We start from the raw sequence: 25,420 nt of genomic DNA, 5'->3' as shown, positions 1-25,420 counted from the left end.
GCTCTCTTCTTGTATCGCGGAGGATCTCACGGAAACGCGGGGTGCGGGACCGGGCGGCTACCCCGTGGCCGCCCCGCGCAGACCGGGGGCCACCAGGAACCGGCGCAGCAGGGCGAACAGCGCGGTGACGAGCACGGCGAGCAGGACGACCAGCAGCGAGCCGCCCACCACCATGTCGAACTCCCTGCGCGCCTGGCCGTCCACGATGAAGCGGCCCAGACCCCCGATGCCGACGTAGGCGGCGATGGTGGCCGTGGAGACGACCTGGACGGCCGCGGTGCGCAGCCCCAGCAGGACCAGCGGGAGCGCCACGGGCAGCTCCAGTCTGAGCAGCACCTCCCAGCCGCGCATCCCCATGCCCCGGGCGGCATCCCTGAGCTGCGGGTCGACGCCGCGCACCCCCTCGTGGGCGTTGACCATGACCGGCGGTACCGCCAGCGCCACGAGGGCGACCATCACCGGGAGCAGGCCGATCCCGGCGGCGAGCACCACCAGCATGAGGACGCCGATGGTGGGCAGCGCGCGGGCGATGTTGGCCAGGCTCGCGGTGAGGAAGCCCCCGCGGCCGGTGTGCCCGGTGGCCAGGCCGATGGGGATGCCGATCAGGGCGGCGAGCAGCAGGGCCAGCGCCGAGTAGCCGACGTGCTCGGCCAGGCGCGCCGGGATGCCGGCGGCACCGGACCACTGCGCGGGGTCGCCGAACCACTCCCAGAAGGAGAGAAGGATGTTCACGTCCGGGCTCCCTCTCCCCTTCGGGCGCTCCCGCGCCCGGCCGCGGCCCCGTGGTCGCGCGTCCACGGCGTGAGCAGGCGCTGCGCCAGCACGAGCACCCCGTCCACGAGGAAGGCCAGCAGGACCGAGAGCGTGATCCCCACGACGATCGGGGTGGTGAACTGGCGCCGGAACCCGTCGGTGAGGATCAGCTGGCCGAGTCCGCCGAGCCCGACCAGGGAGGCGACGCTGACCATGCTGATGGTGGCCACGGCCGCCACCCGCAGGCCCGCGATGACCACCGGCAGCGCGATGGGGAACTCCACCTGGACGAGCCTGCGCAGCGGCGAGAAGCCCATCGCGACGGCGGCCTGGCGCACGTGGTCGGGGACCTGGCCGAGGCCGTCCACCACGTTGGGCACCAGGATCGCCAGCGTGTACAGGCTCAACGGGATGATCGCGGTCCACGGGCCGAATCCCGTGTAGGGCAGCAGCAGGAAGAACAGCGCGATGGACGGCACCGCGTACAGGACGTTGACGCCGGTGAACACCGGCGGGTAGAGCCACCGCCAGCGCGCGCAGGCCACGCCGAGGACCACGGCGAGCAGCAGGCCGATCAGGATCGGGGACAGTGACAGCTGGAGGTGCTCCAGCAGCCGCGTGCCGATCGGGTCGACCAGGTTCCCGGTGATCCAGTCCCACCGGACCAGCGGTTGGTCACCCATTCCGGCCCACCGGTCGGGTGGTCGGCGCGTCGTCGGTGCCGACCGCCCAGATGGCCGACCCCAGGTCGGTCTGGGCGACCACTCCGACGACCCGGCCCTCCTCGTCGACCCCGACGGCGCGCCCCGCGGGCGACAGCACGGCGGCGTCCAGGGCGGCGCGCAGGGAGTCGGTGGCGACGGTGAAGACGTGCCCGTAGCCGACGAGGTCGAGGTCGCCGACGGCGTCGACGGAGCCGACGGCGCCGCGCTCCAGGTCCCGGGCGGCGACCCAGCCGCGCGGGCGGCGCTCCCCGTCCACCGCCAGCAGCCACGGCTCGCCACTGCTCCGGGCCACTTCGCGGGCGCGGGCGATCGGGGCGCCCTCGCCGACGATCGCGTCCGTGTGGAGGTCGAGCAGACGCGCGGGGAAGAACGAGAGCCGCCGCACACCCCGGTCGTAGCCGATGAAGCCCTCCACGAACGCGTCCACGGGCTCGGCCAGGAGCCGCTCGGGCGCGTCGGCCTGGGCCAGGACGCCGCCTGGCCGGAAGACCGCGATGGAGTCCCCGAGCCGGACCGCCTCCTCGATGTCGTGGGTGACGAAGACGATGGTCTTGCGCAGTTCGCTCTGCAACCGGAGCAGCTCGTCCTGGAGGCCGGTGCGCACGACCGGGTCCACCGCGCTGAACGGCTCGTCCATGAGGAGGACGGGCGGGTCCGCGGCCAGGGCCCGGGCGACGCCCACGCGCTGCTGCTGGCCCCCGGACAGCTGGTGCGGGTAGCGCCCGGCCTGCTCGGGGTCGAGGCCCACCAGTTCCATCAGTTCCCGGGCGCGCGCACGGGCCCCGGCCTTCTTCCAGCCGAGCAGGAGCGGCACGGTCGCGATGTTGTCGACGACGGTGCGGTGCGGGAAGAGCCCGGCCTGCTGGATGACGTAGCCGATGGAGCGGCGCAGTACCGCGGGGTCCTGCGCCCGCACGTCCCGGCCGTCGATGGCGATCGAACCCGAGGTGGGTTCCACCATCCGGTTGATCATCCGCAGCGAGGTGGTCTTCCCGCAGCCCGAGGGGCCGACGAAGACAGTGATCCGCCCGGTGGGGATCTCGATGTGGAGGTCGTCGACGGCCGTGGTGCCATCGGGGTAACGCTTGGTGACGCCCGCGAAGGTGATCATGGGACGTGGACGTGTCCTTGGGAGAGCCGCCGTTCGGTCATGCGCACCCTCGTTCCCCCTGTTTCACACCCCAAACCACTCGGACCACCAAATCTAACATTTGCCACTTTTCTCTCTTTCCGGGAAAAGCGGACGTCCCCCGCTGTCTTGGCCTTTCCGGGGTCTCGGAGGCGGCGGTTCGAGGGCTGGTTCCGCCCCCGCTCGGAATGACCGTGGGCTTTCTGCCCGTTTCGGGGCCGGGAAGGGCAGAAAGCCCAAGACCGTCAACGGAACCACCGGTGCCCGAATCACCCCCACCCCGGGGACTCTCTAGTCGGCTTTCGCCACCCAGTCGGGCAGTTCGGACAGGCCGGAGAGGATGACGTCGGCCTGCTCGGCCTCGGGCCGCTCGGCGTGCAGGTAGCCCCAGGGCCCGCGGCGCAGCAGCGCGGCGCGCAGGCCCGCGGCCTTCGCCGGAAGGACGTCGTTGTCGAGGCGGTCGCCCACGTAGAGGATCTGGTCGGGGTCGGCGCCGGCCTCCTCGACGACCCGGGCGAAGAACTCCGGGGCGGGCTTCGCCACCCCCCACACGTCCGAGATGTGGACGGCGTCCACCGGCAGGCCCATGGCCTCCAGCGCGGGTCCCGCCTGCACCGGCTGGTTCCCGGCGACGAGCACCCGCACCCCCCGCGCGCGCAGGTCGCCCAGGGCGGCGCGCACGTCCGGGTAGAGGTCCTCCTCGTCGAAGTCCTCGCGCAGCGACTCCGGCTCGTCCCGCCGCCAGGCGGCGGTCTCGGCCCCCAGGTCGAACCCGGGCTTGACCAGTCTGAAGGCGTCCAGCATCGGCCGCCCTTCGGTGATGACCCCGCCGAGCACCCCGAAGAAGGTCAGGTGCGGCACCCCGAGGCGGTCGGCCCACCGGGCGAAGATCCTGGTCTCGTCGATCAGGGTCTCACCGACATCGAAAACTACGCTGCGGATCGTCACAAAAGGGACGCTAACACAAGGGAGCGCGCCGGTTCCGGCTGCCGCCCGCGGCTCCGGCGGCGGCCTTCGCGGCCACTGGGGAAGCTCCGGCGCGGGGGTGGTTCGGGCCCTGCCTCCCGGTGATCTTGACCTTTTCGAGGTCTCAACCGTCTCTGGGACCCCGAAAAGGTCAAGATCACCGGGAGGAACGGACACCACGGACGTCGGGAAGGATGGCTCCCACCCCCGGCCCCCGCTCGCCGTCGCCGTCCGCCGTCACCCCGTGATCCGTACGGCATGAGGCCGAAAGGCCCCCGAAACACCGGTGCCCGAGTCACCCCCGCGCCGGAGGTTCCCTACCCGCTCGGCGGGCGCAGCACCGCGAAGGCGTCGGTGATCTCCAGGCTCCGGGCGCGGAACCGGAAGAGCGCGGCGGGCCGCCCGCCCGAGCGCCCCGAGGGCACGCTCTGCCCGGTCTCCTCGATCTGCCCCCGGCGCAGCAGGACCCGGCGCAGGTTGGTGGCCGCCACGTCGTGGCCGAGCGCGGCGCGGTAGTAGCGCGAGAGCTCGGACATGGTGAACTCGGGCGGCGCGAGCGCGAAACCGATGTTGGTGTAGGAGAGCTTGGCGCGCAGGCGGCGCCGGGCCGAGCCGACCATGGCCGCGTGGTCGAACGCCATGGGCGGCAGCTCCGGGACCGGCCGCCACTCGGTGTCGACGGGGACGACCGGGTCGATCCCGGCGGGGACGAGCCCCAGGTAGGCGGTCGCGAGAGTGCGGCCGAAGGGGTCCCGGTCGGGATCGCCCCGGGTCTCCAGCTGTTCGAGGTGGGAGAGGTCGCGCACGTCCACCTTCTGCGCGAGCTGGCGGCGGATCGACTCGCCCAGCCCCTCCGCCGCGCCCAGCCGCCCTCCGGGCAGTGCCCACAGCCCCTCGCACGGCGGACGGCCGCGCCGCCACACCAGCACGCACAGCCGGTCCTGGCGGATCTGGAAGACCACGGCCAGCACTTCGTGGGCCGCCTTGGGCCCGCTCCCGGAGGAACGCTCCTGGAGACCGCTCACGAGTTTCTCGCCGACCTCGTCGATGTTCACCCCGGTCCCTTCCGTCCGTTGGAAGTCATGTTAAGCTGCGTCGAGTTTTTGCCTATCAGACGAAAACTAGATGTGACCACATCGGCACGTTCGGGACCGTCCCGCCGACCGGCGCGGCGGGCCTCCGGCCCGGCTGAAGGAAGAAGCACCGACATGGCAACGGTCACCGCCCCAATGGACACACGGGCCAGGCAGGAGTGGGCCGAGGAGGTCCGCCGCCTGGCCAGGGAGCGCGACGCGGTCATCCTCGCGCACAACTACCAGCGCCCCGAGATCCAGGACATCGCGGACCACACCGGGGACTCCCTCGCTCTGTCCAGGCTGGCCGCCGGCGTCGAGGCGAGCACCATCGTCTTCTGCGGCGTGCACTTCATGGCGGAGACGGCCAAGATCCTGTCCCCCGAGAAGACCATCCTGCTTCCCGAGCCCGAGGCCGGGTGCTCGCTCGCCGACACGATCACGGCCGACGACGTGCGCAAGTGGCGCGCGGAGCACCCCGAGGCGGTCGTCGTGGCGTACGTCAACACCACCGCCGCGGTCAAGGCCGAGACCGACATCTGCTGCACCTCCTCCAACGCCGCCGACGTCATCCGGTCCGTCCCCGAGGACAGGGAGATCCTGTTCCTGCCCGACCAGTTCCTGGGCGCGCACGTCAAGCGGGTGACCGGGCGGGACAACATCCACGTGTGGATGGGCGAGTGCCACGTGCACGCCGGGATCGACGGCCACACCCTGCGCCGGCGGGTCGAGGCCGAACCCGACGCCGAGCTGTACGTGCACCCCGAGTGCGGCTGCGCGACGTCGGCCCTGTACCTGGCCGCCTCGGGCGCGGTGCCCCAGGAGCGGGTCAAGGTGCTCTCCACCGGCGGCATGCTGAGCGCCGCGGAGAAGACCACCGCGGGCAAGGTCCTCATCGCCACCGAGACCGGCATGCTGCACCAGCTGCGCGCGGCCAACCCCACGACCGTCTTCGAGCCGGTGAACTCCCGCGCGGAGTGCCACTACATGAAGATGATCACCGCCGAGAAGCTGCTGGCGGCCCTGCGCCACGGCACCACCGAGATCACCGTTCCCGAGGACATCGCGGCCAGGGCCCGCCTGTCCGTCGAGCGCATGGTCGCCATCGGGTCGCCCTCGCGCGGCGGCGAGTAGCCTCCGGCCGCCCGGCGGAGGCCGGACAGGGGTCCCTGTCCGGCCTCCGCCGCCCCTGCTCGCACTACCCGGGGTAAGAGCAACCTTGCGGTTTGGATACATATCCTGGAACCCGGGGACAGCGGTGACCCCGGTCGCTAGCGTCTCGGGCATCCCCGGCTTTTCGCCCCTTCCGGGCGTCCGGGGACCCCACGTGGAAGCGGACGGGCGGAGGAGGCGTGACGACGCAGCGAGGATCGGGGCGGCACCGGGCCGAGGACGACGGCGGGTTCGCGGTCCTGCTGCGGGAGGGACGGGGGCACGAGCAGTGCTACGACGCGTTCTCCCCCGCGCTCTACCGCTACTGCTGGAGCCTACTGGGCCCCGGCCCGGGGGAGGAGGACGCCCCCGGCGCGGCCGTGTACGCGACCTTCCTGGCCGCGGTCGAACTGCTGCCGCGGCTGCGCGACCGGAACGCGGTCCGGCCCTGGCTGTTCGCGCTGGCCCGGACCGCCTGCCAGCACCGCGGCTTCGCCCGGAGCACCCCCTACGGGGCACTTCCCACCTCGGCCGAGGAGCGCCCCGTCGTCAACGCGGTGCTCCAGATGCCGCCCAGCCAGCGCGAACTGCTGGAACTCTCCATGCGGCACGGCCTGTCGCACACCCAGATCGCGACCGTGCTGGGCCTGGACCCCGAGACGACGGGCGAACTGTGCCGCTCCGCGGCGAAGCGGGCCGTGGACCTGCTCTCCGACGAGGTGGAGCCGGACGGCGCCATGCCCTTTCGGCCGGTCCCGGCGGACCTCCCCGGGCTGCTGTCCTCGGTCGCGCTGCCCGGTCCGCCGCGGAGCCTGCGCGAGCGGGTCGTCTCCGACTGCGCCGACCCGGACGCGGCTCCGAAGCGGCAGGCGGCCGGGACCCTGGTCAGGCCGCTGGGTCCGAACGGCTTCCCGTTGCACCGGACACGCGGCCCCGTCCCGTCCGCCCCGCAGGGCCCCGAGGAGGCGCCGCTCTTCGACGCCACCGAGGAGGACGCGGACCCCGCGAGGGTTCCCGCCGACCGGGTCACCACCTTCGACCTGCCCCTCCCGCACTACACGGAGCCGCTGTCCGAACTCGCGCCCGCGGTCGGCGGGGCCGCGCCCGACGAGCGCGACCAGCGGTCCCGCTGGCTGCTCCCGGCCACCGCCGGACTGGCCACCGCTCTGGTCGCCTTCGGGCTGTGGGGGGCGGGGGCCCTCCTGCGGGACGTCCCCGAGACCACCGTGGCCGAAGGGCCGCCCCCCGGCCAGGTGAACGCCACTCCCCTGTCCGGCGACGCCGCCGGGACTCCCGAGCCCGACCGGGACCACGGGCCTGCCGCGGCCGGGACCGCTCCGACCGCGTCGGCCCCGGGGACGCCGCCCCCGACCGGGGAGCGCTCCGCCACGGCGGATCCGACCTCCGGGCCGCACCACCCGGACACCCCGCCGTCCCCCGGGCCGCATCCCGGGCCGGAGTCGCGCCCCAGCCCCGAGGCGTCCCCGTCGACGGCCGCGCCGTCCCCGGACCCGGTCTCCGAGAAGCCGGACGACGCGGTGACCACCCTGCTCGACGGGGTTCGTGACCTTCTGGGCCTGGACAGAGACCAGAGGTAGGGGCCGGGACACGGCCCTGCCCCCTACCGAATGCAACGGGTTCTATTCCTTCGCCGGACCGGCGGTCCGCCCCGCTTCTCCCAGGAGATTCCCAGGGGCCGCGTGGAGCCGTCGACGGTCGGGGGATCAGAACCGGGCGAGCAGCGGCTCGGCCGCGACCTCCAGGCGGCGCTGGACCTCCTCGATGTCGCGGTGCCCCTTGAGGGTCTCCAGCATCTCGAAGATCCAGATGCCGGCCAGCGAGCCGACCAGGATGTACTCGGCGCTGTCGCGGTCGGGTTCGGCCGGGGGCCGACCGCCCTGCTCCCCGCCGTCCGGGCCCAGCGGCGCTCCGACGCAGACCCGCCACAGCAGGTCGGTGATACGCGGGCCGAGTTCGGCCCGGGCCTCGGTCATGATGAGCGAGCGCACCAGCGCGTCGGCGAGCTCGGGTTCGCGCATCAGCCCGCGGGTGGCCCGCATGAGCACGTCCACCGCGCGGCCGTACGCGGTCCCTGCCTGGGGCGGGCGGCGGCGGATACTGCTCTCGAGGAGGTCGAGCTCCTCGGTGACGACCGCGACCACCAGGTCCATCTTCGACGGGAAGTACCGGTACAGCGTGCCCAGCGCCACCCCGGCGCGCTCGGCCACCGCTCTCATCTGCATCGCCTCGACGCCCCCGCGAAGCGCCAGTGCCGCCGCCGTCTGCACGATCCTCTTGCGACGCTGGTTCTGGCTGCGCGACCGCGCCCCGATCGGTGCCTGGACCGCCACGGTGACTCCCCTCATCGTCCGGCGGGCCGCCCGCACGGCCCCGTCACCTCCGTGGAGTGACCGCACGGACCGTGTCGCGACACGACGTCCACCAGCGCCGGTCGCCCGGCATCCCATTCGATTGTTCCAAGAACACGTTATCTAATGATCCCCCGCAAGTTCAGCCCTCGACACCTGTGGATAACGCCTCACTAGCAGGCTACTGGCGCGTAACAACGACGGTGTGCGAGCACCACCCCTCCCTTCCGAACGAGAGAATAGAACTCGTTCTAGCAATGCTGAAGCGCCCTTCCGGACCACCGCCCGCCCGGGAGGCCGTGGAGAGGCCCGCCCGGACCCGACCGTTCACCGGCCGTTCGCCGGGAAAGTCCGGGTATTAAACTGGTGGGTAATGTCTGGGGCGGATGGCGAGCGGAGTGGTCAGTTGGCACCGTGGGAACGGGAGGCGCCCCGTACACCTTCCACTCCGCGCCCCGCGAACCGCCCGGCCGCCTCCGCCTTCCCGCTCCACTCCGCCGCCGACGGCGCACGGAGCCGCGCCCGCGCGGGCGGGCACGCCCGCAGCTCCTCGCCTGTGATGGGTTGTCAACCACATGCCTCTTGACCGTCCTCTGCGCATTGCCCTGCTCTCCTACCGCAGCAAGCCGCACTGCGGCGGCCAGGGCGTCTACGTCCGGCACCTCTCCCGGGAGCTCGCCGCCCTCGGACACCACGTGCGGGTCCTGTCCGGCCAGCCCTACCCGGAACTCGACGAGGGCGTCGAACTGGAGAAGATCCCCAGCCTCGACCTGTACAACGACGCCACCCCGTTCCAGACCCCACCCGTCAGGCAGTGGCGCGACTGGATCGACGCCCTCGAGGTCGCCACCATGTGGACCGCGGGCTTCCCCGAGCCTCTGACCTTCTCCCTGCGGGCGATGCGCGAGCTACGCGCCCGGCGCGACGAGTTCGACGTGGTGCACGACAACCAGACCCTCGGCTACGGCCTGCTCGGCATCCGGGCCGCCGGTTTCCCCCTGGTCACCACCATCCACCACCCCATCACCGTGGACCGCCGCATCGAGCTGGAGCAGGCCACCGGCTGGCAGCGCCTCTCCAAGCGCCGCTGGTACGGCTTCGTGGGCATGCAGGGCCGGGTGGCCCGGCGGCTCCGGCCGATCCTGGTGCCCTCGCAGTCCTCCGCCGACGACATCGTGCGCGAGTTCGGCGTGCGCCGCTCCGGAGTCGACGTGGTCCCGCTCGGCGTGGACACCCGGTTCTTCCACCCGCGCCCCGAGGTGGCGCGGGTCCCCGGCCGGATCGTCTGCGTGGCCAGCGCCGACAGCCCGCTCAAGGGCGTGGCGACGCTGCTGCGCGCCACCGCCAAACTCGCCACCGAGCGCGGCGTCGAGCTGACCGTCGTCAGCAGGCCCAAAGCCGGCGGCCCCACCGACCTGCTGGTGGACGAGTTGTCGCTGCGCGACCGCGTCACCTTCGTCAGCGGCATCGACGACACCGAGCTGGCCCGCCTGCTCTCCAGCGCGCAGGTCGCCGTGGTCCCCTCCCTCTACGAGGGCTTCTCGCTTCCCGCCGTGGAGGCCATGGCCGCCGCGACCCCGCTGGTGGCCAGCAGGGCCGGTGCGCTGCCCGAGGTGGTCGGCGAGGACGGCGCCGCCGGGCTGCTCGTCCCCCCGGGCGACCCCGAGGCGCTCGCGGCGGCCGTCGCCGGCCTGCTGGACGACGACGCCGAACGCGCCCGGATGGGCGAAGCGGCGTGGCTGCGGGTCCAGGAGCGGTTCACCTGGCGGACGGTCGCCGAGACGACCGCCCGCCGCTACGTCGAGGCCGTCGAGGCGGCGCGGGCACGGTCGAGCCGATGACCCGCGCGGTCCCGCCGCCACCGACCCACCACCGTTGCGTGCCGCTTCCGGACGACGCGATCCCGACCCGAAGGAGCCTCCACTGATCACCGTCGACTTCAACCTGTTCCCCGTCGGCCCCGGCGAACGGGTGCTGGACCTGGGCTGCGGCGGCGGCCGGCACGCGTTCGAGATCTACCGCCGGGGCGCCGACGTGGTGGCCTTCGACCAGAACGAGAACGACCTGGCCGACGTCGCCGCCATGTTCGCCGCGATGCGCGCCGAGGGCGAGGCCCCCGCCGGAGCCGAGGCCGAGACCGTCAAGGGCGACGCCCTGGCCATGCCCTTCGAGGACGACTCCTTCGACCGGGTCCTCGCCGCCGAGATCATGGAGCACATCCCGCACGACACCGCCGCCATGGCCGAGCTCCACCGCGTCCTCAGACCCGGCGGGATCGCCGCCGTCACCGTACCGAGCTGGCTTCCCGAGCGCGTCTGCTGGGCGCTGTCGGAGGAATACCACACCAACGAGGGCGGACACATCCGCATCTACACCCGCGCCGAGCTGGAGGCCAAGCTCAAGGCCACCGGGTTCGAGATCGGTCCGCACCACCACGCGCACGCCCTGCACGCGCCCTACTGGTGGATCAAGTGCGCCGTCGGCACCGGGAACGACACCCACCCGCTGGTCCGGGCGTACCACCGGCTCCTGGTGTGGGACATGTTCGAGGCCCCCCGGGTCACCCGGCTCGCCGAACGCGCCCTCAACCCGCTGATCGGCAAGAGCGTCGTCGTCTACCTGCGCAAACCGCTGCGCGCGGGGACCGCTGGATGAGGGCGCGCGTCCTTCCCGAGCTGCCGGGCGTGCTGAGCGCGGACGACGTCGCCCAGAGCGCCGACTACCTGCTCGGCGTCCAGGAGCCCTCGGGCGCGATCCCGTGGTTCCCCGGCGGCCACCTGGACGTCTGGGACCACGTGGAGTGCGCCATGGCGCTGTCGGTGGCCGGGCACGAGGCCGCGGCGGTGCGCGCCTACGAGTGGCTGGCGTCGGCGCAGAACCCGGACGGGTCCTGGCCCGCCAAACTGCGCCAGGGCAAGGCCGTCAACCCCGTCCGCGAGGCCAACCACGCCGCCTACCCCGCCGTGGGCGTCTGGCAGCACGTCCTGATCAGCGGCGACGACGCGTTCGCCGAACGGCTGTGGCCGACCGTGCGCGCGGGTATCGGGTTCGTCCTGGGCCTGCGCACCGCGCGCGGGGAGATCCGGTGGGCGCGCGACCCCGACGGCAACGCGGGCGACCACGCCCTGCTCACGGTCTGCGCGAGCATCCATCAGGGGCTGCGCTGCGCCGTCGCGCTGGCCGAGCACCTGGGCCGCCCCCAACCGGACTGGGAGCTGGCCGCCGCGCGCCTGGCCCACCTGGTGTGCGAGCACGAACCGATCTTCGCGGACCGCAGCCGCTACTCGATGGACTGGTACTACCCGGTCCTGGGCGGCGCGCTGCGCGGGGACGCCGCCGACGAGCGGATCGCGGCGCGCTGGGACACCTTCGTGGTTCCGGGGCTGGGCATCCGCTGCGTCAGCGACCAGCCGTGGGTCACCGGGGCGGAGACCTCGGAACTGGTGCTCGCGCTGGCCGCCATCGGCGAGACGGACAGGGGCACCGACCTGCTGGCCTCGATGCAGCACCTGCGCGACCCCGACGACGGCGCCTACTGGACCGGCTACCAGTTCGCCGAGGACGTCCGCTGGCCGGTGGAGCGCAGCACCTGGACGGCGGCCGCGGTGATCCTGGCGTCCGACGCCCTGTGCGGCGCCACGCCGGGAGCGCGCGTCTTCACCGACCCGCCCGGTGGAGCCGCGGCCGAGGACACCGGCTGCTGCGACCGCTCCCGCACCCTGCGGGTTCCCTAGCACTCCCCGTCTTCCCCGCTGATCTTGACGTTTCCGGGGTCTCGGAGGCGGTTGAGACCCCGGAAACGTCAAGATCAGCGGGGAAGACGGAGGGCCGCACCCCTGCAGGGGTGCGGCCCTCCGCCATCGGTCAGCCTGTCGGCGGCGACCCGTCGGTGCCGTCGCCGCCACCGCCGATCGTGCCCGGCTCCGTCGTGCCCGGCTCCGTCGTGCCCGGCTCCGTCGTCCCCGGATCGGTCGCGCCCGGCTCCGTCCCACCGGGCTCCGTCCCACCGGGCTCCGTCGTCCCCGGCTCCGTCGTCCCCGGATCGGTCGCGCCCGGCTCCTCCCCGGTTCCGTCGCCCTCGACGGGGGTCTCGGGCTCGGGCGGCGGCGCGGGAGCCCAGTTGTGGGTGGTCCCGCCGAAGGAGGGCTGGGGGAAGTCCTTGTACTCCTCGCCCTCCATCGCCTTCTGCATGAAGGCCCTCCAGACCGTGGCCGGAAGCGTGCCGCCGGACAGGGCGCCCCAACCGGGGACGGAGAACGGCTGGTTGTCACCGCTGTAGATGCCCACCGCCGAGGAGAACTGCGGCGTGTAGCCGACGAACCAGGCCGCGACGCTGCTGTCGGTGGTCCCGGTCTTGCCCGCCGCGGGGAGGCCGAAGTTGGCCGAGGTCCCGGTGCCCGACGTGACCACCTGGCGCATCGCGTAGGTGGCGTCGGCGGCCTGCTCCTCGGTGAGGACCCGGTTCCGCTCGACCTCGGGCCGCTCGTCCTCGCCCTCGCGGTTGAGGATGGACCTGACCACGTGCGTCTCGACGTGCTCGCCGCCGTTGGCGAAGGTGGCGTAGCCGCCGGCCTGGTTGGTGGGGCTCACGCTGTTCACACCGAGCGGCAGCACCGGGACCAGGTCGATCGTGTCCTCGGGCAGCCCCATGTCGTACGCGGTCTGGGCGACCTCCTCCAGTCCGACCCGCTCGGCGAGGTCGATGAACCCGAGGTTGTTGGAGACGGTGGTGGCCTGGATCAGGTTCATCCCCCCGCCGGGGGCGTTGCCCGCGTTCTGCACCGTCGAGCCGGCGATCGTCCTCGGCCCGGTGCCGTCCACCATGGTGTTCAGGCTCAGCCCGCTCCTGAGCGCCGCCGCGAGCACGTACGGCTTCATCGCCGAGCCCGCCTGCGCGGTGCCCAGGAACGCGCTGTCGTACTGGTTCTCGAAGTAGTCCTTGCCTCCGTAGAAGGCCACGACCTCGCCCGTGGCCGGATCGACCGCGCTCAGGCCGACCCGGACGCCCTCCGGAAGGTCGTCGACGGGGACGGTGCTCTCGACGGCCTCCTTGGCCGCGTCCATGAGGTCCCTGTCGAAGGTCGTGACGATCTCGAAGCCACCCCGGTTGATGTTGTCCTCGGTGTAGCCGAGATCCGCCAGCTCGTCCATCGCCTGCTGGAACATGTAGCCCTTGTAGCCGCTGAGGTCGATGCCGTCCTGCGGCCGCTCCTTCTCGGGCTTGGGGAACTCGTACTCCCCGGCCTCGGCCGGGGTGATGGACTCCATGTCGACCAGGCCGCCGACCACGTACTCCCAGCGGTTCTCCATCTCCGGGGTGGTGTCGCTGTCCGCGAAGCCGAACTTGGTGGGCTGCTGGATCGCCGCCGCAAGGAACGCCGCCTCGTCAGGCGTGAGGTCGCCGACGTCCTTGTGGTAGTACGCCTCCGCCGCGGCCTGGATGCCGTAGGCGTTCCGGCCGAAGTAGATGGTGTTGAGGTACTGCTCCAGGATCCATTCCTTGTCCTTGGACCGGTCCACCTTCAGGGAGATGATGATCTCCTTGAGCTTGCGCTCCAGTGTCTGGTCCTGGCTCAGGCCCTCGTAGTAGTTGCGCACCATCTGCTGGGTGATGGTGGAACCGCCCTGCACCTGCTTGCCGGTGACGGTGGACCAGACCGCCCGCGCGGTGCCGGAGACGGAGACGCCCGGCTCGTCCCAGAAACCGCGGTTCTCCGCGGAGAGGATGGCGTTCTGGACGTGCTCGGGAACCTCGTCGAGGCTCACGGGCTCGCGGTTGACCCCGCGCTCGGTCAGGACCGTCTCGCCGTCGGCGTAGTAGAAGGTCGAGCCCTCCGCGACGGCGTCCGCCTGGGTCGCGTCGGGGACCTGGATGACCGAGTAGAAGTAGGTGAACCCGCCCACCACCGCGACGACCATCACGAGCGCCGCCACCAGGCCGACGCGGGTGACGCGCCACCACAGCGGCTTCTTGCGCTTGGGCTTCTTCCCCGCGGCGCCGGCCTTGGCCGCGCCCTCGGGCGCCGCCCCGGAGGCGGCCTCGGCGGCCGGCCCGCCGGCGGGGTCCGGTGCGGGGACCGCTCCGGGTGCGGCCGGGCGGCCGACCGGATCGGTCCCGGGTCTCGAACCGGAGGCCTCGCCCGGGTCGTTCGACCCGCCCGGCTCCACCGGCTCCACCGGGGCGGCCGAGGCCGCCGGGATGACCGGGGCGACCGGCCGCTCCGCGGGTTCGGGACCGGACTCCGGCCCGGGGGCGCCGCCGGAGGCGGCCTCGGACTCGGGCAGGTCGGCCGGGTCGGGCTCCGGCCTCCGCTGGTCCCGCGCGGCCCGGCCCAGGTCGTAGCTGTAGGCGGCGGTGCTCTTCGCGGCCTCGGAGAGGGCCGCCCCGGACTCGGCGGGCTCGTCGGCGGAGTCGTCGGCGAAGACCGGTGTGAACTCGGCGGTGCCCTCGGGGTCCCAGTTGGTGTTGCTGCTCAGGTCCTCCCCGAAGTCCGGGGCGGCCTCGGCGCGGACGGCCGTGGCCGGGTCCTCGTCCCGGACTGTCGGCCCGGCCGCGTCACCGGAGTCCGCGGGCGCCTCGGCGGCGGGTGCGTCCGAGGCGGCCGCCTCGTCTGCGGCCGGACCGGCCGGGGCCTCCCGCTCCTCCGCCCCGTCGGGCTCGGGCGGCTCGACGGGCTCGGGCCCCGCCTTCTCCGCGTCGCCGTTCTCCCGCAGGTCGAGACCGTACTGGTCGGCCAGGTTGCGGGCCACCCTGTCGCGGAAGAAGCTGCCGCTGTCCTTGAAGGCGCTGTTCGCGAGGTAGGGGGAACCGTCGTCCGGATCATCGTCGGAACGAGCGCCGAACCAGCCGAACTCGTTCTCGTCGTTACCGGACGCGTCGGCCGGGTTCTGGTTCTCGGCGCCGCCAGGGCGCTCGTCAGTGCCGTCGCCAGGACGGTCATTGGAGTCAGGCTGCTTGGAATCCACGTCGCTCGTCGCAGAAGGAGAAGGGCCGGTGTCCGTTGTCTCGGTCTCGGGGCGCGGATCGATCCCGCCGTCGCCGTTGGTGATCTCGCTCAGTTCTTCGCCCCCTGGAATCTTCGCTCCCCACGCACTGCGGGCGCTAACGGATATGACGCGCAGACGGGTGCGATCGGTTCACGAAAAGTTCGGATTCGGGTCGGCGCCTGCGGGGGGTCCGCCGAAGCCCTCCCGCCTTACGATACCGGCCTCCGATGGCGGGAGGACCGTTTGCCGGGCCCCTCCGCGAGGGCCGGACGCCCCTCCGCGGCGCTCAGCGCGCGCGTTCCAGGACCCGCAGCGATCCCAGCGCCCGCACCTCGGTGAACTCGCCCGAGCCCAGGGCCCGGAGGTAGACGTTGTGGGGCGGTCGACCGCCGTCCGCCGGATCGGGGAACACGTCGTGGATGACCAGCGCGCCCCCGGGCAGGACGTGCGGACTCCAGCCGGCGTAGTCCGCCTGCGCGGCCTCCTCGGTGTGCCCGCCGTCGATGAAGAGCATCCCCAGCGGGGTTCCCCACAGCCGGGCCACGTCGGCGGAGCGGCCGACGACCGCGACGACCCTGTCCTCGAGGTCCGCGGCGGCCATGGTCTCGCGGAAGGCGCCCAGGGTGTCGAGCCGGCCGGTCACCGGGTTCACCAGGGACGCGTCGTGGTACTCCCACCCGACCTGGTGCTCCTCGGAGCCGTGGTGGTGGTCCACGGTGACCACCGTGCCGCCGCTCGCGCGCGCGGCCGCGCCCAGGAACACCGTGGACTTGCCGCAGTAGGTCCCGATCTCCACCACCGGTCCGAGCGGGGCGTAGGCCAGCGCGGCCTCGTACAGGGCGAGCCCCTCGTCGGTGGGCATGAAGCCCTTGGCCGTCTCGGCCACACGCAGCAGGTCGGCGGGCATGGGAATCGTCACGGGCGGTCTCACCTTCACGTACGGGCGGGGTCCCGAGAACGTTATCCGCCGCCGAAGGCCCGCAGCCGGGCGGCCGCCTCGTCCAGGACCCCGTCCTTCTTGCAGAAGGCGAACCGGACCAGGTGCCGGCCCTTCTCCTGGTCGGCGTAGAAGACCTGCGCGGGAACCGCCGCCACCCCGGCCAGGCGGGGCAGGGAGCGGGCCGTCTCGACCCCGTCGGCGAAGCCGAGCGGGCGGATGTCCGCCATCAGGAAGTAGGAGCCCTGGGCGGGCTCCACCCCGAACCCCGCGGCGGCCAGCCCCGCGGCGAGGCGGTCCCGCTTGCCCTGGAGCGCGTCGCGCTGGGCGCGCACCCATTCCGCCTCGTCGCGCAGCGCGTCGGCGACGGCCAGTTGCAGGGCGCCGTTGGCGGAGTAGGTCAGGAACTGGTTGACGGTCCGCACCGCGCGTACGAGGGGGGCGGGGCCCGTCACCCACCCCACCTTCCACCCGGTCACGGAGAAGGTCTTCCCGGCCGAGGAGACGCTGAGCGTGCGCTCGGCCATGCCGGGAAAGGAGGCCAGCGGCAGGTGCGCGACGCCGTCGTAGGTGAGGTGCTCGTACACCTCGTCGGTGAGCGCGACGATGTCGTTGTCGCGGCAGAGCTCCGCGATGAGGCCCATCTCCGCGGCGGTGAACACGGTCCCCGTCGGGTTGTGCGGGGAGTTCACGATGATCATCCGGGTGCGGGGGGTGACCGCCGCGCGCAGCTCGTCGGGGTCGAAGGCGAACCGGGTTCCGGCGCCGTCCGCGGAGGGCCGCAGCGTCACCGGGCGGCGCACGCCCTGGGCGAGCGCGACGGCCCCCGAGTAGGAGTCGTACATCGGCTCGAACAGGACGACCTCGTCGCCCGGCTCGACCAGCGCCAGCACGCTCGCCGCGATCCCGGCGGTGGCCCCGACGGTGACGTACACCTCGGTCTCCGGGTCGTGGTCCAGCCCGTACCGGGTCCTGCGGTCCTCGGCGACCGCGGTCCGCAGCTCGATCCGCCCCGATCCCGGCGGGTACTGGTTCACGCCCCCGGCGATCCGACGGGCCGCCCCCTCCAGCAGGGACCTCGGCCCGTCCGTGTCAGGGAAGCCCTGGCCCAGGTTGATGGCGCCGGTCTCGTCGGCCAGCCGGGTCATCTCGGCGAAGACGGTCTCGCCGAACCCGGCCATGCGCGTCACCAGAGGTTCGTCCACAGACCACACCCTAGTTCCCCGCCCCGGTCACGAGGCGATCCCCCTTCGGGTCCGGACCTTCGCGACCGCCTCGTGGAGGCGGGACATCTCCTCGTCGCTGAAGCGCTCGATGAAGCGGAGCATGGTCGCGCCCCGGTCCCCGCCCTCGCTCAGGACCTCGCTCATGACCCGCGCGGTGTGCTCCTCGCGCGTCTCGCGGGGCCAGTACCGCCAGGCCCGTCCTGCTTTCTCCCGGTCCAGCAGCCCTTTGTGGAACAGGATGTTGGTGACGGTCATGACCGTCGTGTAGGCGATGTCCCGGTCGTAGGTCATGGTCTCGCGGACCTCGCGGACCACGAGCGCGCGGTCGGCGGACCACAGGGCGTCCATGATGGCGGCCTCCAGTTCACCGAACTCCCGTGCCTTCACCTTCCCCACCTCCGGGTCAGAATGCTAGGAGCGGAGGCGTCCCCCTCGCGGCGAAACGCGGCCACCAGAACCGATCCGCATCCTCGCCGGCACAAAACCATCGGAATCACCGCTCCGGGACACCCCCGACGGCGTTTTCGGGAACGGCGGCGCCGTTTCTACGGCCGCGCCACCCGCCGCACCCGCCGGATGTCCGTGACGCGGGGGTTCGAGGGCCGGTCCCGCCCTCGCTCGGAATGATCACGGGCTTTCCGCCCTTCCCGGCCCCGGAACGGGCAGAAAGCCCAAGACCGCCGACGAAACCCCACACGGCGGAGCTTCCCTAGAGCAGGCCCTGAAGGTGGATCTCGTTCTGCTCGGCGAGGTTGCGCGGGATGACGTACGGGCGCTCGGCGTTGATCTCGGGCCAGTTGTCGTGGACGTCCTCGACGGTGGCGTCGTCGCCGAGCACCACGCCGGGGCCCTCCGCCACGAAGACCCTGGCGATCCGCCCGCCGCCCACCGAGTAGACCTCACCGGTGGTCGGGCAGTCCTCGTGCGCCAGCCACAGGACCAGGGGGGTGACCCGCTCCGGCCCGAGCCTGGCCGCGGCCTCGGGCGGGAGGAGGTCCTCGGTCATCCGGGTGTAGGCGAGAGGGGCGATGGCGTTGACGTTGACGTCGTACTTGGCGCCCTCGATCGCCAGCGTCTTGGTGAGCCCGACGACGCCCATCTTCGCGGCCGAGTAGTTGCTCTGCCCGAAGTTGCCGAACAGCCCGGACGGCGAGGTGGTGTTGACGATCCGGCCGAAGCCGTGCTCGCGCAGGTGCGCGAATGCCGCGCGGGACACCAGGAAGGTGCCGCGCAGGTGCACGGCGAGGACCTCGTCCCACTCCTCCGCCGAGATGTTCTTGAACGACCTGTCGCGCAGGATCCCGGCGTTGTTGACGACCACGTCCACCCGCCCGTAGGCGTCGTTGGCCGCCTCGACCAGCGACCGGGCGCCCTCCTCGGTGGAGACGTCGCCGGTGTGGGCCAGCGCCGTCCCCCCGTTCCCCCTGATCCGCTCCGCCACCGCGGCCGCGGCGGAGCCGTCCGCGCCGCCGTCCACGTCGTTGACGACGACCTTGGCGCCACGCGCCGCGAATCCGAGGGCGTGCGCGCGGCCCAGCCCGTGCCCGGCCCCGGTGATGACGACGACTCGCCCGTCGAACCGCAGATCGCCCATTGCTTCCTCCTCGGTGAGACACCCGGGGCGAGGCGCCCGGGCGCGGGGTCCAGAACTGCCTACCCGATTCAAACCCACCCGTACGACCGCCGCGCGGACGCGGTCCCCGAACCCGCCGCCACGGTTCGGGGACCGCGCCCGGGGACCGGCGGCCGGGCGGATCCGCCCGGCCCGGGAGGGTTGGCCGCGGCCGGAAGCGGGCATGGTCGCCTGCGACGCCGACGCTCCCCGCTCCCCGCGAGGCCCTCCGCGGAGACCGAGGTCAACGCGCCGGCGCCGAAACGGAATACCTCCGACTTGTGAATAAATGTTAGGTATATCCCAGCGCGGCACTGCCCCGAGGTCCACATCCGACCCCCTGGCAAAGTAGCCTGTTACCACGAGATGGCCCGCTGGGTTCTTTCCGGTGCGGTCAAGCAGCGCCCCGTTGTGCCCGATGAGCGGCCGTCTCTCCATCACATTCACAAGCGAGCTGCGGAAGAGGGCGATCTCCGCCGTGTCGTCTGAGGCGTCTCAACCCCTGACAGATTTCGGCCCGAACGAGTGGCTGGTCGACGAGCTCCACCAGAAGTACCTCGCCGACCCCAACTCAGTTGATAAGGCGTGGTGGAACTTCTTCGCGGACTACAAGTCCGGGTCCGCCACCAACGGAGCGACCGCTCCTGCTACGGGCGCCAAGTCCGGTGGGAGCGCTGCCAGCGGCGCGCCCCCGGCTCCCACCCCGACGGCCGCCAAGGCCACCGGCGCGCCGAAGGCCTCCGAGGTCTCCCGGCCCGCCGCTCCCAAGAGTCCCCCCGGCAAGTCCCCGGACTCCGGCGACTCCACCAAGGACGAGCCCGACGACGCGCTCAAGGTGTCCGAGGAGCGCCTTCGCGGCGCGCCGGCTCGCACGGCCACCAACATGGAGTCGAGCCTCACCATGCCGACCGCCACGAGCGTGCGGTCGATCCCGGTGAAGCTGCTGTTCGACAACCGGATCGTGATCAACAACCACCTCCGGCGCGGCCGGGGCGGGAAGATCTCGTTCACCCACCTCATCGGCTACGCCATGGTCAAGGCGCTCAAGTCGATGCCGGAGATGAACCACTCCTACGTCGAGATCGACGGCAAGCCGGGCGTTGCCAAGCCCGCGCACGTCAACTTCGGCCTGGCGATCGACCTGGTCAAGCCCGACGGCAGCCGCCAGCTGGTGGTGCCGAGCATCAAGGCCGCCGACACCATGAGCTTCAAGGAGTTCTGGAACGGCTACGAGGAGATCGTCCGCAAGGCCCGCGGCAACAAGCTGGGCGTGAGCGACTTCCAGGGCACCACCATCAGCCTCACCAACCCGGGCGGGATCGGGACCGTGCACTCGGTTCCGCGCCTGATGCCCGGCCAGGGCACCATCCTGGGCGTGGGGTCCATGGAGTACCCGGCCGAGTTCCAGGGCGCGGCCCCCGAGACCCTGAGCAAGCTCGCCATCAGCAAGGTCATGACCCTGACCTCGACCTACGACCACCGCGTCATCCAGGGCGCGCAGTCGGGCGAGTTCCTGAAGGTCATCCACCGCCTGCTGCTGGGCGAGGACGGCTTCTACGACGAGATCTTCGAGTCCCTTCGCCTGCCGTACGAGCCGGTGCGCTGGGTCCAGGACATCTCGATCAGCAGCGACAGCCAGCTCGACAAGCCCAGCCGGGTCCAGGAGCTCATCCACGCCTACCGCGTGCGCGGGCACCTGATGGCCGACACCGACCCGCTGGAGTACAAGCAGCGCCGCCACCCCGACCTCGACGTCCTCGAGCACGGCCTCACCCTGTGGGACCTGGAGCGCGAGTTCCCGACCGGCGGGTTCGGCGGCAAGCAGTCCATGAAGCTCCGGGACATCCTGGGCGTGCTGCGCGACACCTACTGCCGCACGGTGGGTATCGAGTACATGCACATCCAGAGCCCGGAGGAGCGGGAGTGGATCCAGGCGCACGTCGAGCGCGAGCACGAGAAGGTCGGCCGCGAGGAGCAGCTGCACATCCTGCGCCGCCTGAACAGCGCCGAGGCGTTCGAGACCTTCCTGCAGACCAAGTTCGTCGGCCAGAAGCGCTTCTCCCTCGAAGGCGGGGAGTCGCTGATCCCGCTGCTGGACGGTGTGATCGCCAAGGCCGCGAAGGCCGAACTGGACGAGGTCGTCATCGGCATGGCGCACCGCGGCCGGCTGAACGTGCTGGCGAACATCTGCGGCAAGTCCTACGGGCAGATCTTCGGCGAGTTCGAGGGCAACCTCGACCCGCGCAGCGCGCACGGCTCCGGTGACGTGAAGTACCACCTGGGCACCGAGGGCACGTTCACCACCCCCGAGGGCGAGAAGATCGCGATCTCGCTGGCCGCCAACCCCAGCCACCTGGAGACCGTCAACCCGGTCGCCGAGGGCATCGTGCGCGCCAAGCAGGACGTGCTCGACAAGGGCGCCAACGGCTTCACCGTGCTCCCGCTGCTGATCCACGGCGACGCCGCGTTCGCGGGCCAGGGCGTGGTGGCCGAGACCCTGAACCTGTCGCAGCTGCGCGGCTACCGCACCGGCGGCACCGTGCACGTGATCGTGAACAACCAGGTCGGGTTCACCACCTCTCCCACGGACAGCCGCTCCAGCGTGTACGCCACCGACGTGGCCCGCATGGTCCAGGCGCCGATCTTCCACGTCAACGGGGACGACCCCGAGGCCGTGGTGCGGGTCGCGCAGCTGGCCTTCAAGTACCGGCAGGCGTTCAACAAGGACGTCGTCATCGACCTGGTCTGCTACCGGCGCCGGGGTCACAACGAGACCGACAACCCCTCGTTCACCCAGCCGCTGATGTACGACGTGATCGACGCCAAGCGGTCCACCCGCAAGCTGTACACCGAGGCGCTGATCGGCCGGGGCGACATCTCGTTCGAGGAGGCCGAGCAGGCGCTGCGCGACTACCAGCAGCAGCTCGAGCGCGCCTTCACCGAGACCCGCGAGGCGGGGCGCAAGCCGGTCGAGCCGGGGTCGGTGATCAAGCCCGAGGTGTTCAACGAGGGCCGGATCGACCACTCGGGCACCGAGACCGCGATCTCGGAGGAGACCGTCAAGCGGGTGGTGGAGACGCAGGTCTCGCTGCCCGAGGGCTTCACTCCGCACCCGCGGCTGCTGCCCCAGATGCAGCGCCGCGCGCAGATGGTCGAGGAGGACCGGATCGACTGGGCGCTCGGAGAGACCCTGGCGCTCGGCTCCCTCCTGATCGACGACCACCCGGTCCGGCTGGTCGGCCAGGACAGCCGCCGCGGCACCTTCGGCCAGCGGCACGCCTCCCTGGTGGACCGCGAGACCGGCGAGGTGCACACCCCGCTCAAGGCGTTCGACAAGGGCACCTCCAAGTTCTACGTGCACGACTCCCTGCTGAGCGAGTACGCGGCGCTGGGCTTCGAGTACGGCTACTCGGTGGTCCGCCCGAACGCCCTGGTGGCGTGGGAGGCGCAGTTCGGCGACTTCGTCGACGGCGCGCAGACCATCATCGACGAGTACATCAGCTCGGGCGAGCAGAAGTGGGGGCAGCGGTCCAGCGTCACCCTGCTGCTTCCGCACGGCTACGAGGGCCAGGGCCCGGACCACTCCTCCGCCCGCATCGAGCGCTTCCTGCAGATGTGCGCGCAGGAGAACATGACGGTCTCGATGCCCAGCACGCCGGCGAACTACTTCCACCTGCTGCGCTGGCAGGTGAAGTCGCCGTACCAGCGCCCGCTGGTGGTGTTCACGCCCAAGTCGATGCTGCGGCTCAAGGCGGCGGTCTCGGCGGCCTCGGAGTTCACCTCCGGGTCGTTCCAGCCGCTGATCGCGGACGACAGCGGGATCTCGCCGAACGACGTGCGCCGCGTGGTGCTGTGCTCGGGCAAGGTCTACTACGACCTGGACGCGGCCCGTAAGCGCACCGGTGACAAGCACACCGCGATCGTGCGGGTGGAGCGGCTGTACCCGCTGCCGATCGAGGAGATCCGGCAGCAGCTCAAGGCCTTCCCGAACGCGGGCGAGGTCCTGTGGGTGCAGGAGGAGCCGGCGAACATGGGCCCGTGGCCGTTCGTCGCGCTGGTCTTCTCCGAGCAGCTCGACCGCCCGTTCACCCGGGTGTCGCGGTCGGCGAGCTCGTCGCCCGCCGCGGGTTCCGCCAAGCGGCACGAGGTGGAGCAGCAGGCCCTGGTGAACACGGTCTTCCCCCCGGCCGACTAGGCGGGGCGGGATGTACTACACCGATCGCGGGATCGAGGAGCTGGAGAAGCGCCGGGGCGAGGAGGAGGTCTCCCTCGCGTGGGTCGCCGAGCAGCTTCGGACGTTCACGGACCTGCACCCGGAGTTCGAGACCGCCGTCGACCGGCTGGCCACCTGGCTGGCCCGGGACGATGACGACGAGTGACATGGTGAAGATCCAGCAGGGCCCCGGCCGTTCGGCCGGGGCCCTGCCCTTTTCCCGACACCGATACCGCCCCCTCCCCCGGCCGCGGCGGTGTCGGCTTCCGGGAAGAACCCGGGGATTCCCCTCGACACCCCTGAGATCTCACGACATATCTTGAGATCGCGGCCATCGCGACATATCGTGTTCCCAGAGACGTTCACGACGAAGGGAACCGCGATGGCACGTTGGACCATCGACCAGCCGACCACTCGCACGCTTGACGGGATCGTGGCCCTGCGCGTGCGGATCATCGGCGGTCATGTCGACATCCTTCCCACCGACGACCCGGTGACCTTCGAGGTCACCGAGATCTCGGGGGAGCCGATCCTGGCCACCCAGGAGGCCGGGATCCTCACCATCACCTACGACGACCTGACCCGCAGCGGCCTGGTGGACCGGCTGCGCCCGGTGCAGCTGTCCAGCTACCGGGGGATGGCCGGCCGGTCCGCGGCCATCAGCCTCCGGGTACCGCACGACTGCCCGGTCGAGGTCACCACCGCCACGGCGTCGGTCGTGGCCGCCGGGCTGAGCGCCAAGACGCGCCTGCGCAGCGCCTCGGGCGGCGTCACCCTGGACGGGGTGGGCGGCGAGACCGAGGTCAGCACCGTCTCGGGCAGCCTGGAGGCCCGGAACCTCACCGGCAGGCTCGACTTCAACAGCGTGAGCGGCGACCTCGAGGTGGCCGGGGGCCGCTTCTCCGACTTCGCGGGCAAGACCGCGTCGGGGCGGCTGCTCGCCGACGTGGACCTGGCCCCGGCCGCCCGGGTCCGACTGGGCTCCGTCTCCGGGGAGGTCGCCCTGCGCGTGCCGGCCGAGACCTCCGCCAGTGTGGAGCTGCGCTCGGCCACCGGCACCCTGTCCTCCGCGTTCGGGCTCGACCGCCGCGACCTGCGGGGACGCAGCCACCTCAGCGGCAAGGTCGGCAACGGCGTCGACCCCGCTTCCATCACCACGACCACCGTGTCCGGTGCCGTGTCGCTTCTGCGCCGCGACGCCGACGCGCCGGCCGCGATCCCGAGGGGGGACGCATGAGCACCATCTTCGGCCACGGACGACTCCGGCTGTACCTGCTCAAGCTGCTGGACGAGAGCCCCAGGCACGGCTACGAGATCATCAGCCTGCTGCGCGACCGCTTCCTCGGCGTCTACTCCCCCTCCCCCGGCACCATCTACCCCCGGCTCGCCCGCCTGGAGGAGGAGGGGCTGGTCACGCACGAGGAGGTCAACGGACGCAAGGTCTACCGGCTCACCGACAAGGGGCGCGCCGAACTGCGCAGCCGCAGCGGCGACCTGGACGACCTGGAGCGCGAGCTCACCGAGTCGGTCCGGGACGTGGCCCGCGCGGTGCAGCAGGACGTCCGCGACACCATCAGCCACCTGCGCGAGGAGTTGAAGTTCGCGGCCAGGGGCACCCGCCGCGGCACCCGGTCGGACCGGACCGGTCAGCCCCCGCCGGCGGACGCGGGAACCGGTGACGTGTGGGGCGCCGCCGCCGAGGAGGCCCGGGCGGGGGACCCGAAGGGCGGCGGGGGCGCGCCCGGGAAGCCGGGCGGGACCGGTGAGCGGGAGCGCGAGCACGGCGGCTCCTGGTGGGAGCGCGAGAAGAAGTTCGCCTACGGCTTCGGATGGGGGACCTGGGGCAAGGGCACCGGGAAGGAGTGCGGTGGCGAGCGCGCCGACTTCGACCGGACGCTGCACGACTTCGCCGACCGGGTCCGCGACGTCGCCCGCGAGGCGGGCCACGTCGGCGAGGCGGCGGTCACCGACCTGCGCCGCATCCTGGACGAGACCGTCGAGGTGATCCGGCGCGACGCCGCCGGGTGGGGGCCCGCGGGGTCCGAGACCACCGCGAAGCCGTCCGGTGACACGAGCGAGACCGGGGGCGGAGCCGAGGGGCCCCCGCCCGCCGCCGAGGAGCCCCCCGGGCCGTCCGCCGGACCCTCCGCCGACACCGGCGGGGGCGCTCCGCCGCCTGCGGACCCCGCCCCGGGCGGCGAGGGGCCGGACAAGCCGGGGAACTGACCGAACGATCACCCCGAGAAGAGGGGCCGGAGCATTTCCGGCCCCTCTTCTC

At 72.1% G+C, this 25,420-nt stretch carries 20 protein-coding genes; 9 read left to right on the top strand and 11 right to left on the bottom strand.

The features are described 5' to 3' along the window. Positions 1-57: 57 nt before the first annotated feature. The 5 genes from EV190_RS06315 to EV190_RS06295 form a co-directional block, all read right to left on the bottom strand. Complete coding sequence (locus tag EV190_RS06315) at positions 58-732, bottom strand: ABC transporter permease (RefSeq protein ID WP_133740521.1); 675 nt, start codon at positions 730-732, stop codon at positions 58-60. Continuing rightward, a complete protein-coding gene (locus EV190_RS06310; RefSeq protein WP_133740520.1) occupies positions 729-1,436 on the bottom strand; it encodes an ABC transporter permease in 708 nt (235 codons plus the stop codon). Before EV190_RS06310 ends, EV190_RS06315 begins: the two co-directional genes overlap by 4 nt. Next, a complete protein-coding gene (locus EV190_RS06305) occupies positions 1,429-2,589 on the bottom strand; it encodes an ABC transporter ATP-binding protein (RefSeq protein WP_133740519.1) in 1,161 nt (386 codons plus the stop codon). Before EV190_RS06305 ends, EV190_RS06310 begins: the two co-directional genes overlap by 8 nt. A 309-nt stretch (positions 2,590-2,898) precedes the next feature. Further along, complete coding sequence (locus EV190_RS06300; RefSeq protein WP_208113074.1) at positions 2,899-3,555, bottom strand: HAD family hydrolase; 657 nt, start codon at positions 3,553-3,555, stop codon at positions 2,899-2,901. Between the two features lie 335 nt (positions 3,556-3,890). Beyond that, complete coding sequence (locus tag EV190_RS06295; protein ID WP_133740735.1) at positions 3,891-4,598, bottom strand: NUDIX hydrolase; 708 nt, start codon at positions 4,596-4,598, stop codon at positions 3,891-3,893. A 183-nt stretch (positions 4,599-4,781) separates the two neighbouring features. Between EV190_RS06295 and nadA the strand changes: the two genes are divergently transcribed. Together nadA and EV190_RS06285 are read left to right on the top strand one after the other, a co-directional pair. Further along, complete coding sequence (gene nadA, locus EV190_RS06290; protein ID WP_133740518.1) at positions 4,782-5,780, top strand: quinolinate synthase NadA; 999 nt, start codon at positions 4,782-4,784, stop codon at positions 5,778-5,780. A gap of 218 nt (positions 5,781-5,998) precedes the next feature. After that, a complete protein-coding gene (locus EV190_RS06285) occupies positions 5,999-7,396 on the top strand; it encodes an RNA polymerase sigma factor (protein WP_133740517.1) in 1,398 nt (465 codons plus the stop codon). 126 nt (positions 7,397-7,522) lie between these two features. Here the strand turns inward: EV190_RS06285 and EV190_RS06280 are convergent, their stop codons facing one another. Further along, entirely contained in the window at positions 7,523-8,149 is a 627-nt protein-coding gene (locus tag EV190_RS06280) for a TetR family transcriptional regulator (RefSeq protein WP_133740516.1), read from the bottom strand. A gap of 593 nt (positions 8,150-8,742) precedes the next feature. On the opposite strand from EV190_RS06280, the gene EV190_RS06275 reads away from it, so the two are divergent. From EV190_RS06275 to EV190_RS06265, 3 genes are all read left to right on the top strand, one after another. After that, complete coding sequence (locus EV190_RS06275) at positions 8,743-10,008, top strand: glycosyltransferase family 4 protein (protein WP_133740515.1); 1,266 nt, start codon at positions 8,743-8,745, stop codon at positions 10,006-10,008. Between the two features lie 82 nt (positions 10,009-10,090). Beyond that, positions 10,091-10,822, top strand: a complete 732-nt coding sequence (locus tag EV190_RS06270; RefSeq protein WP_133740734.1) for a class I SAM-dependent methyltransferase — start codon at positions 10,091-10,093, stop codon at positions 10,820-10,822. After that, positions 10,819-11,901: a prenyltransferase gene (locus EV190_RS06265; RefSeq protein ID WP_133740514.1), complete on the top strand. Its 1,083-nt coding sequence runs from the start codon at positions 10,819-10,821 to the stop codon at positions 11,899-11,901. The genes EV190_RS06270 and EV190_RS06265 overlap by 4 nt, the downstream gene beginning before the upstream one ends. A 130-nt stretch (positions 11,902-12,031) precedes the next feature. On the opposite strand, the gene EV190_RS06260 is transcribed toward EV190_RS06265, so the two are convergent. The 5 genes from EV190_RS06260 to EV190_RS06240 all read right to left on the bottom strand — a co-directional run bounded on the left by EV190_RS06260 (position 12,032) and on the right by EV190_RS06240 (position 18,911). Next, complete coding sequence (locus EV190_RS06260) at positions 12,032-15,133, bottom strand: transglycosylase domain-containing protein (protein WP_243742398.1); 3,102 nt, start codon at positions 15,131-15,133, stop codon at positions 12,032-12,034. A 307-nt stretch (positions 15,134-15,440) separates the two neighbouring features. After that, the gene (locus tag EV190_RS06255) at positions 15,441-16,061 is read right to left on the bottom strand and encodes a class I SAM-dependent methyltransferase (protein ID WP_133740733.1); all 621 of its coding nucleotides are present in this window, start codon (positions 16,059-16,061) and stop codon (positions 15,441-15,443) included. 53 nt (positions 16,062-16,114) lie between these two features. Then, entirely contained in the window at positions 16,115-17,296 is a 1,182-nt protein-coding gene (locus EV190_RS06250) for a pyridoxal phosphate-dependent aminotransferase (protein ID WP_279536607.1), read from the bottom strand. 27 nt (positions 17,297-17,323) lie between these two features. Next, complete coding sequence (locus EV190_RS06245; RefSeq protein ID WP_133740512.1) at positions 17,324-17,704, bottom strand: BlaI/MecI/CopY family transcriptional regulator; 381 nt, start codon at positions 17,702-17,704, stop codon at positions 17,324-17,326. Between the two features lie 322 nt (positions 17,705-18,026). Continuing rightward, positions 18,027-18,911, bottom strand: a complete 885-nt coding sequence (locus EV190_RS06240; protein WP_133740511.1) for an SDR family oxidoreductase — start codon at positions 18,909-18,911, stop codon at positions 18,027-18,029. 496 nt (positions 18,912-19,407) lie between these two features. Between EV190_RS06240 and EV190_RS06235 the strand changes: the two genes are divergently transcribed. The 4 genes from EV190_RS06235 (at position 19,408) to EV190_RS06225 (ending at position 25,368) form a co-directional block, all read left to right on the top strand. Further along, positions 19,408-23,124 carry a multifunctional oxoglutarate decarboxylase/oxoglutarate dehydrogenase thiamine pyrophosphate-binding subunit/dihydrolipoyllysine-residue succinyltransferase subunit gene (locus tag EV190_RS06235; protein ID WP_133740510.1) on the top strand — a complete coding sequence of 1,239 codons (3,717 nt, stop codon included), beginning with the start codon at positions 19,408-19,410 and terminating at the stop codon, positions 23,122-23,124. 10 nt (positions 23,125-23,134) lie between these two features. Next, positions 23,135-23,308 (top strand): DUF6104 family protein, encoded by a 174-nt coding sequence (locus EV190_RS23305; protein WP_166655394.1) that lies wholly within the window; start codon positions 23,135-23,137, stop codon positions 23,306-23,308. Positions 23,309-23,524: 216 nt separating this feature from the next. Further along, entirely contained in the window at positions 23,525-24,379 is an 855-nt protein-coding gene (locus EV190_RS06230) for a DUF4097 family beta strand repeat-containing protein (protein ID WP_133740509.1), read from the top strand. Continuing rightward, positions 24,376-25,368: a PadR family transcriptional regulator gene (locus EV190_RS06225; RefSeq protein ID WP_133740508.1), complete on the top strand. Its 993-nt coding sequence runs from the start codon at positions 24,376-24,378 to the stop codon at positions 25,366-25,368. Before EV190_RS06230 ends, EV190_RS06225 begins: the two co-directional genes overlap by 4 nt. The last annotated feature ends 52 nt before the right edge of the window (positions 25,369-25,420 follow it).

Origin of the sequence: Actinorugispora endophytica (genome assembly GCF_004363075.1) — a bacterium.
Classification (GTDB): domain Bacteria; phylum Actinomycetota; class Actinomycetes; order Streptosporangiales; family Streptosporangiaceae; genus Actinorugispora; species Actinorugispora endophytica.
This window is presented reverse-complemented; position numbering and strand designations above follow the sequence as displayed.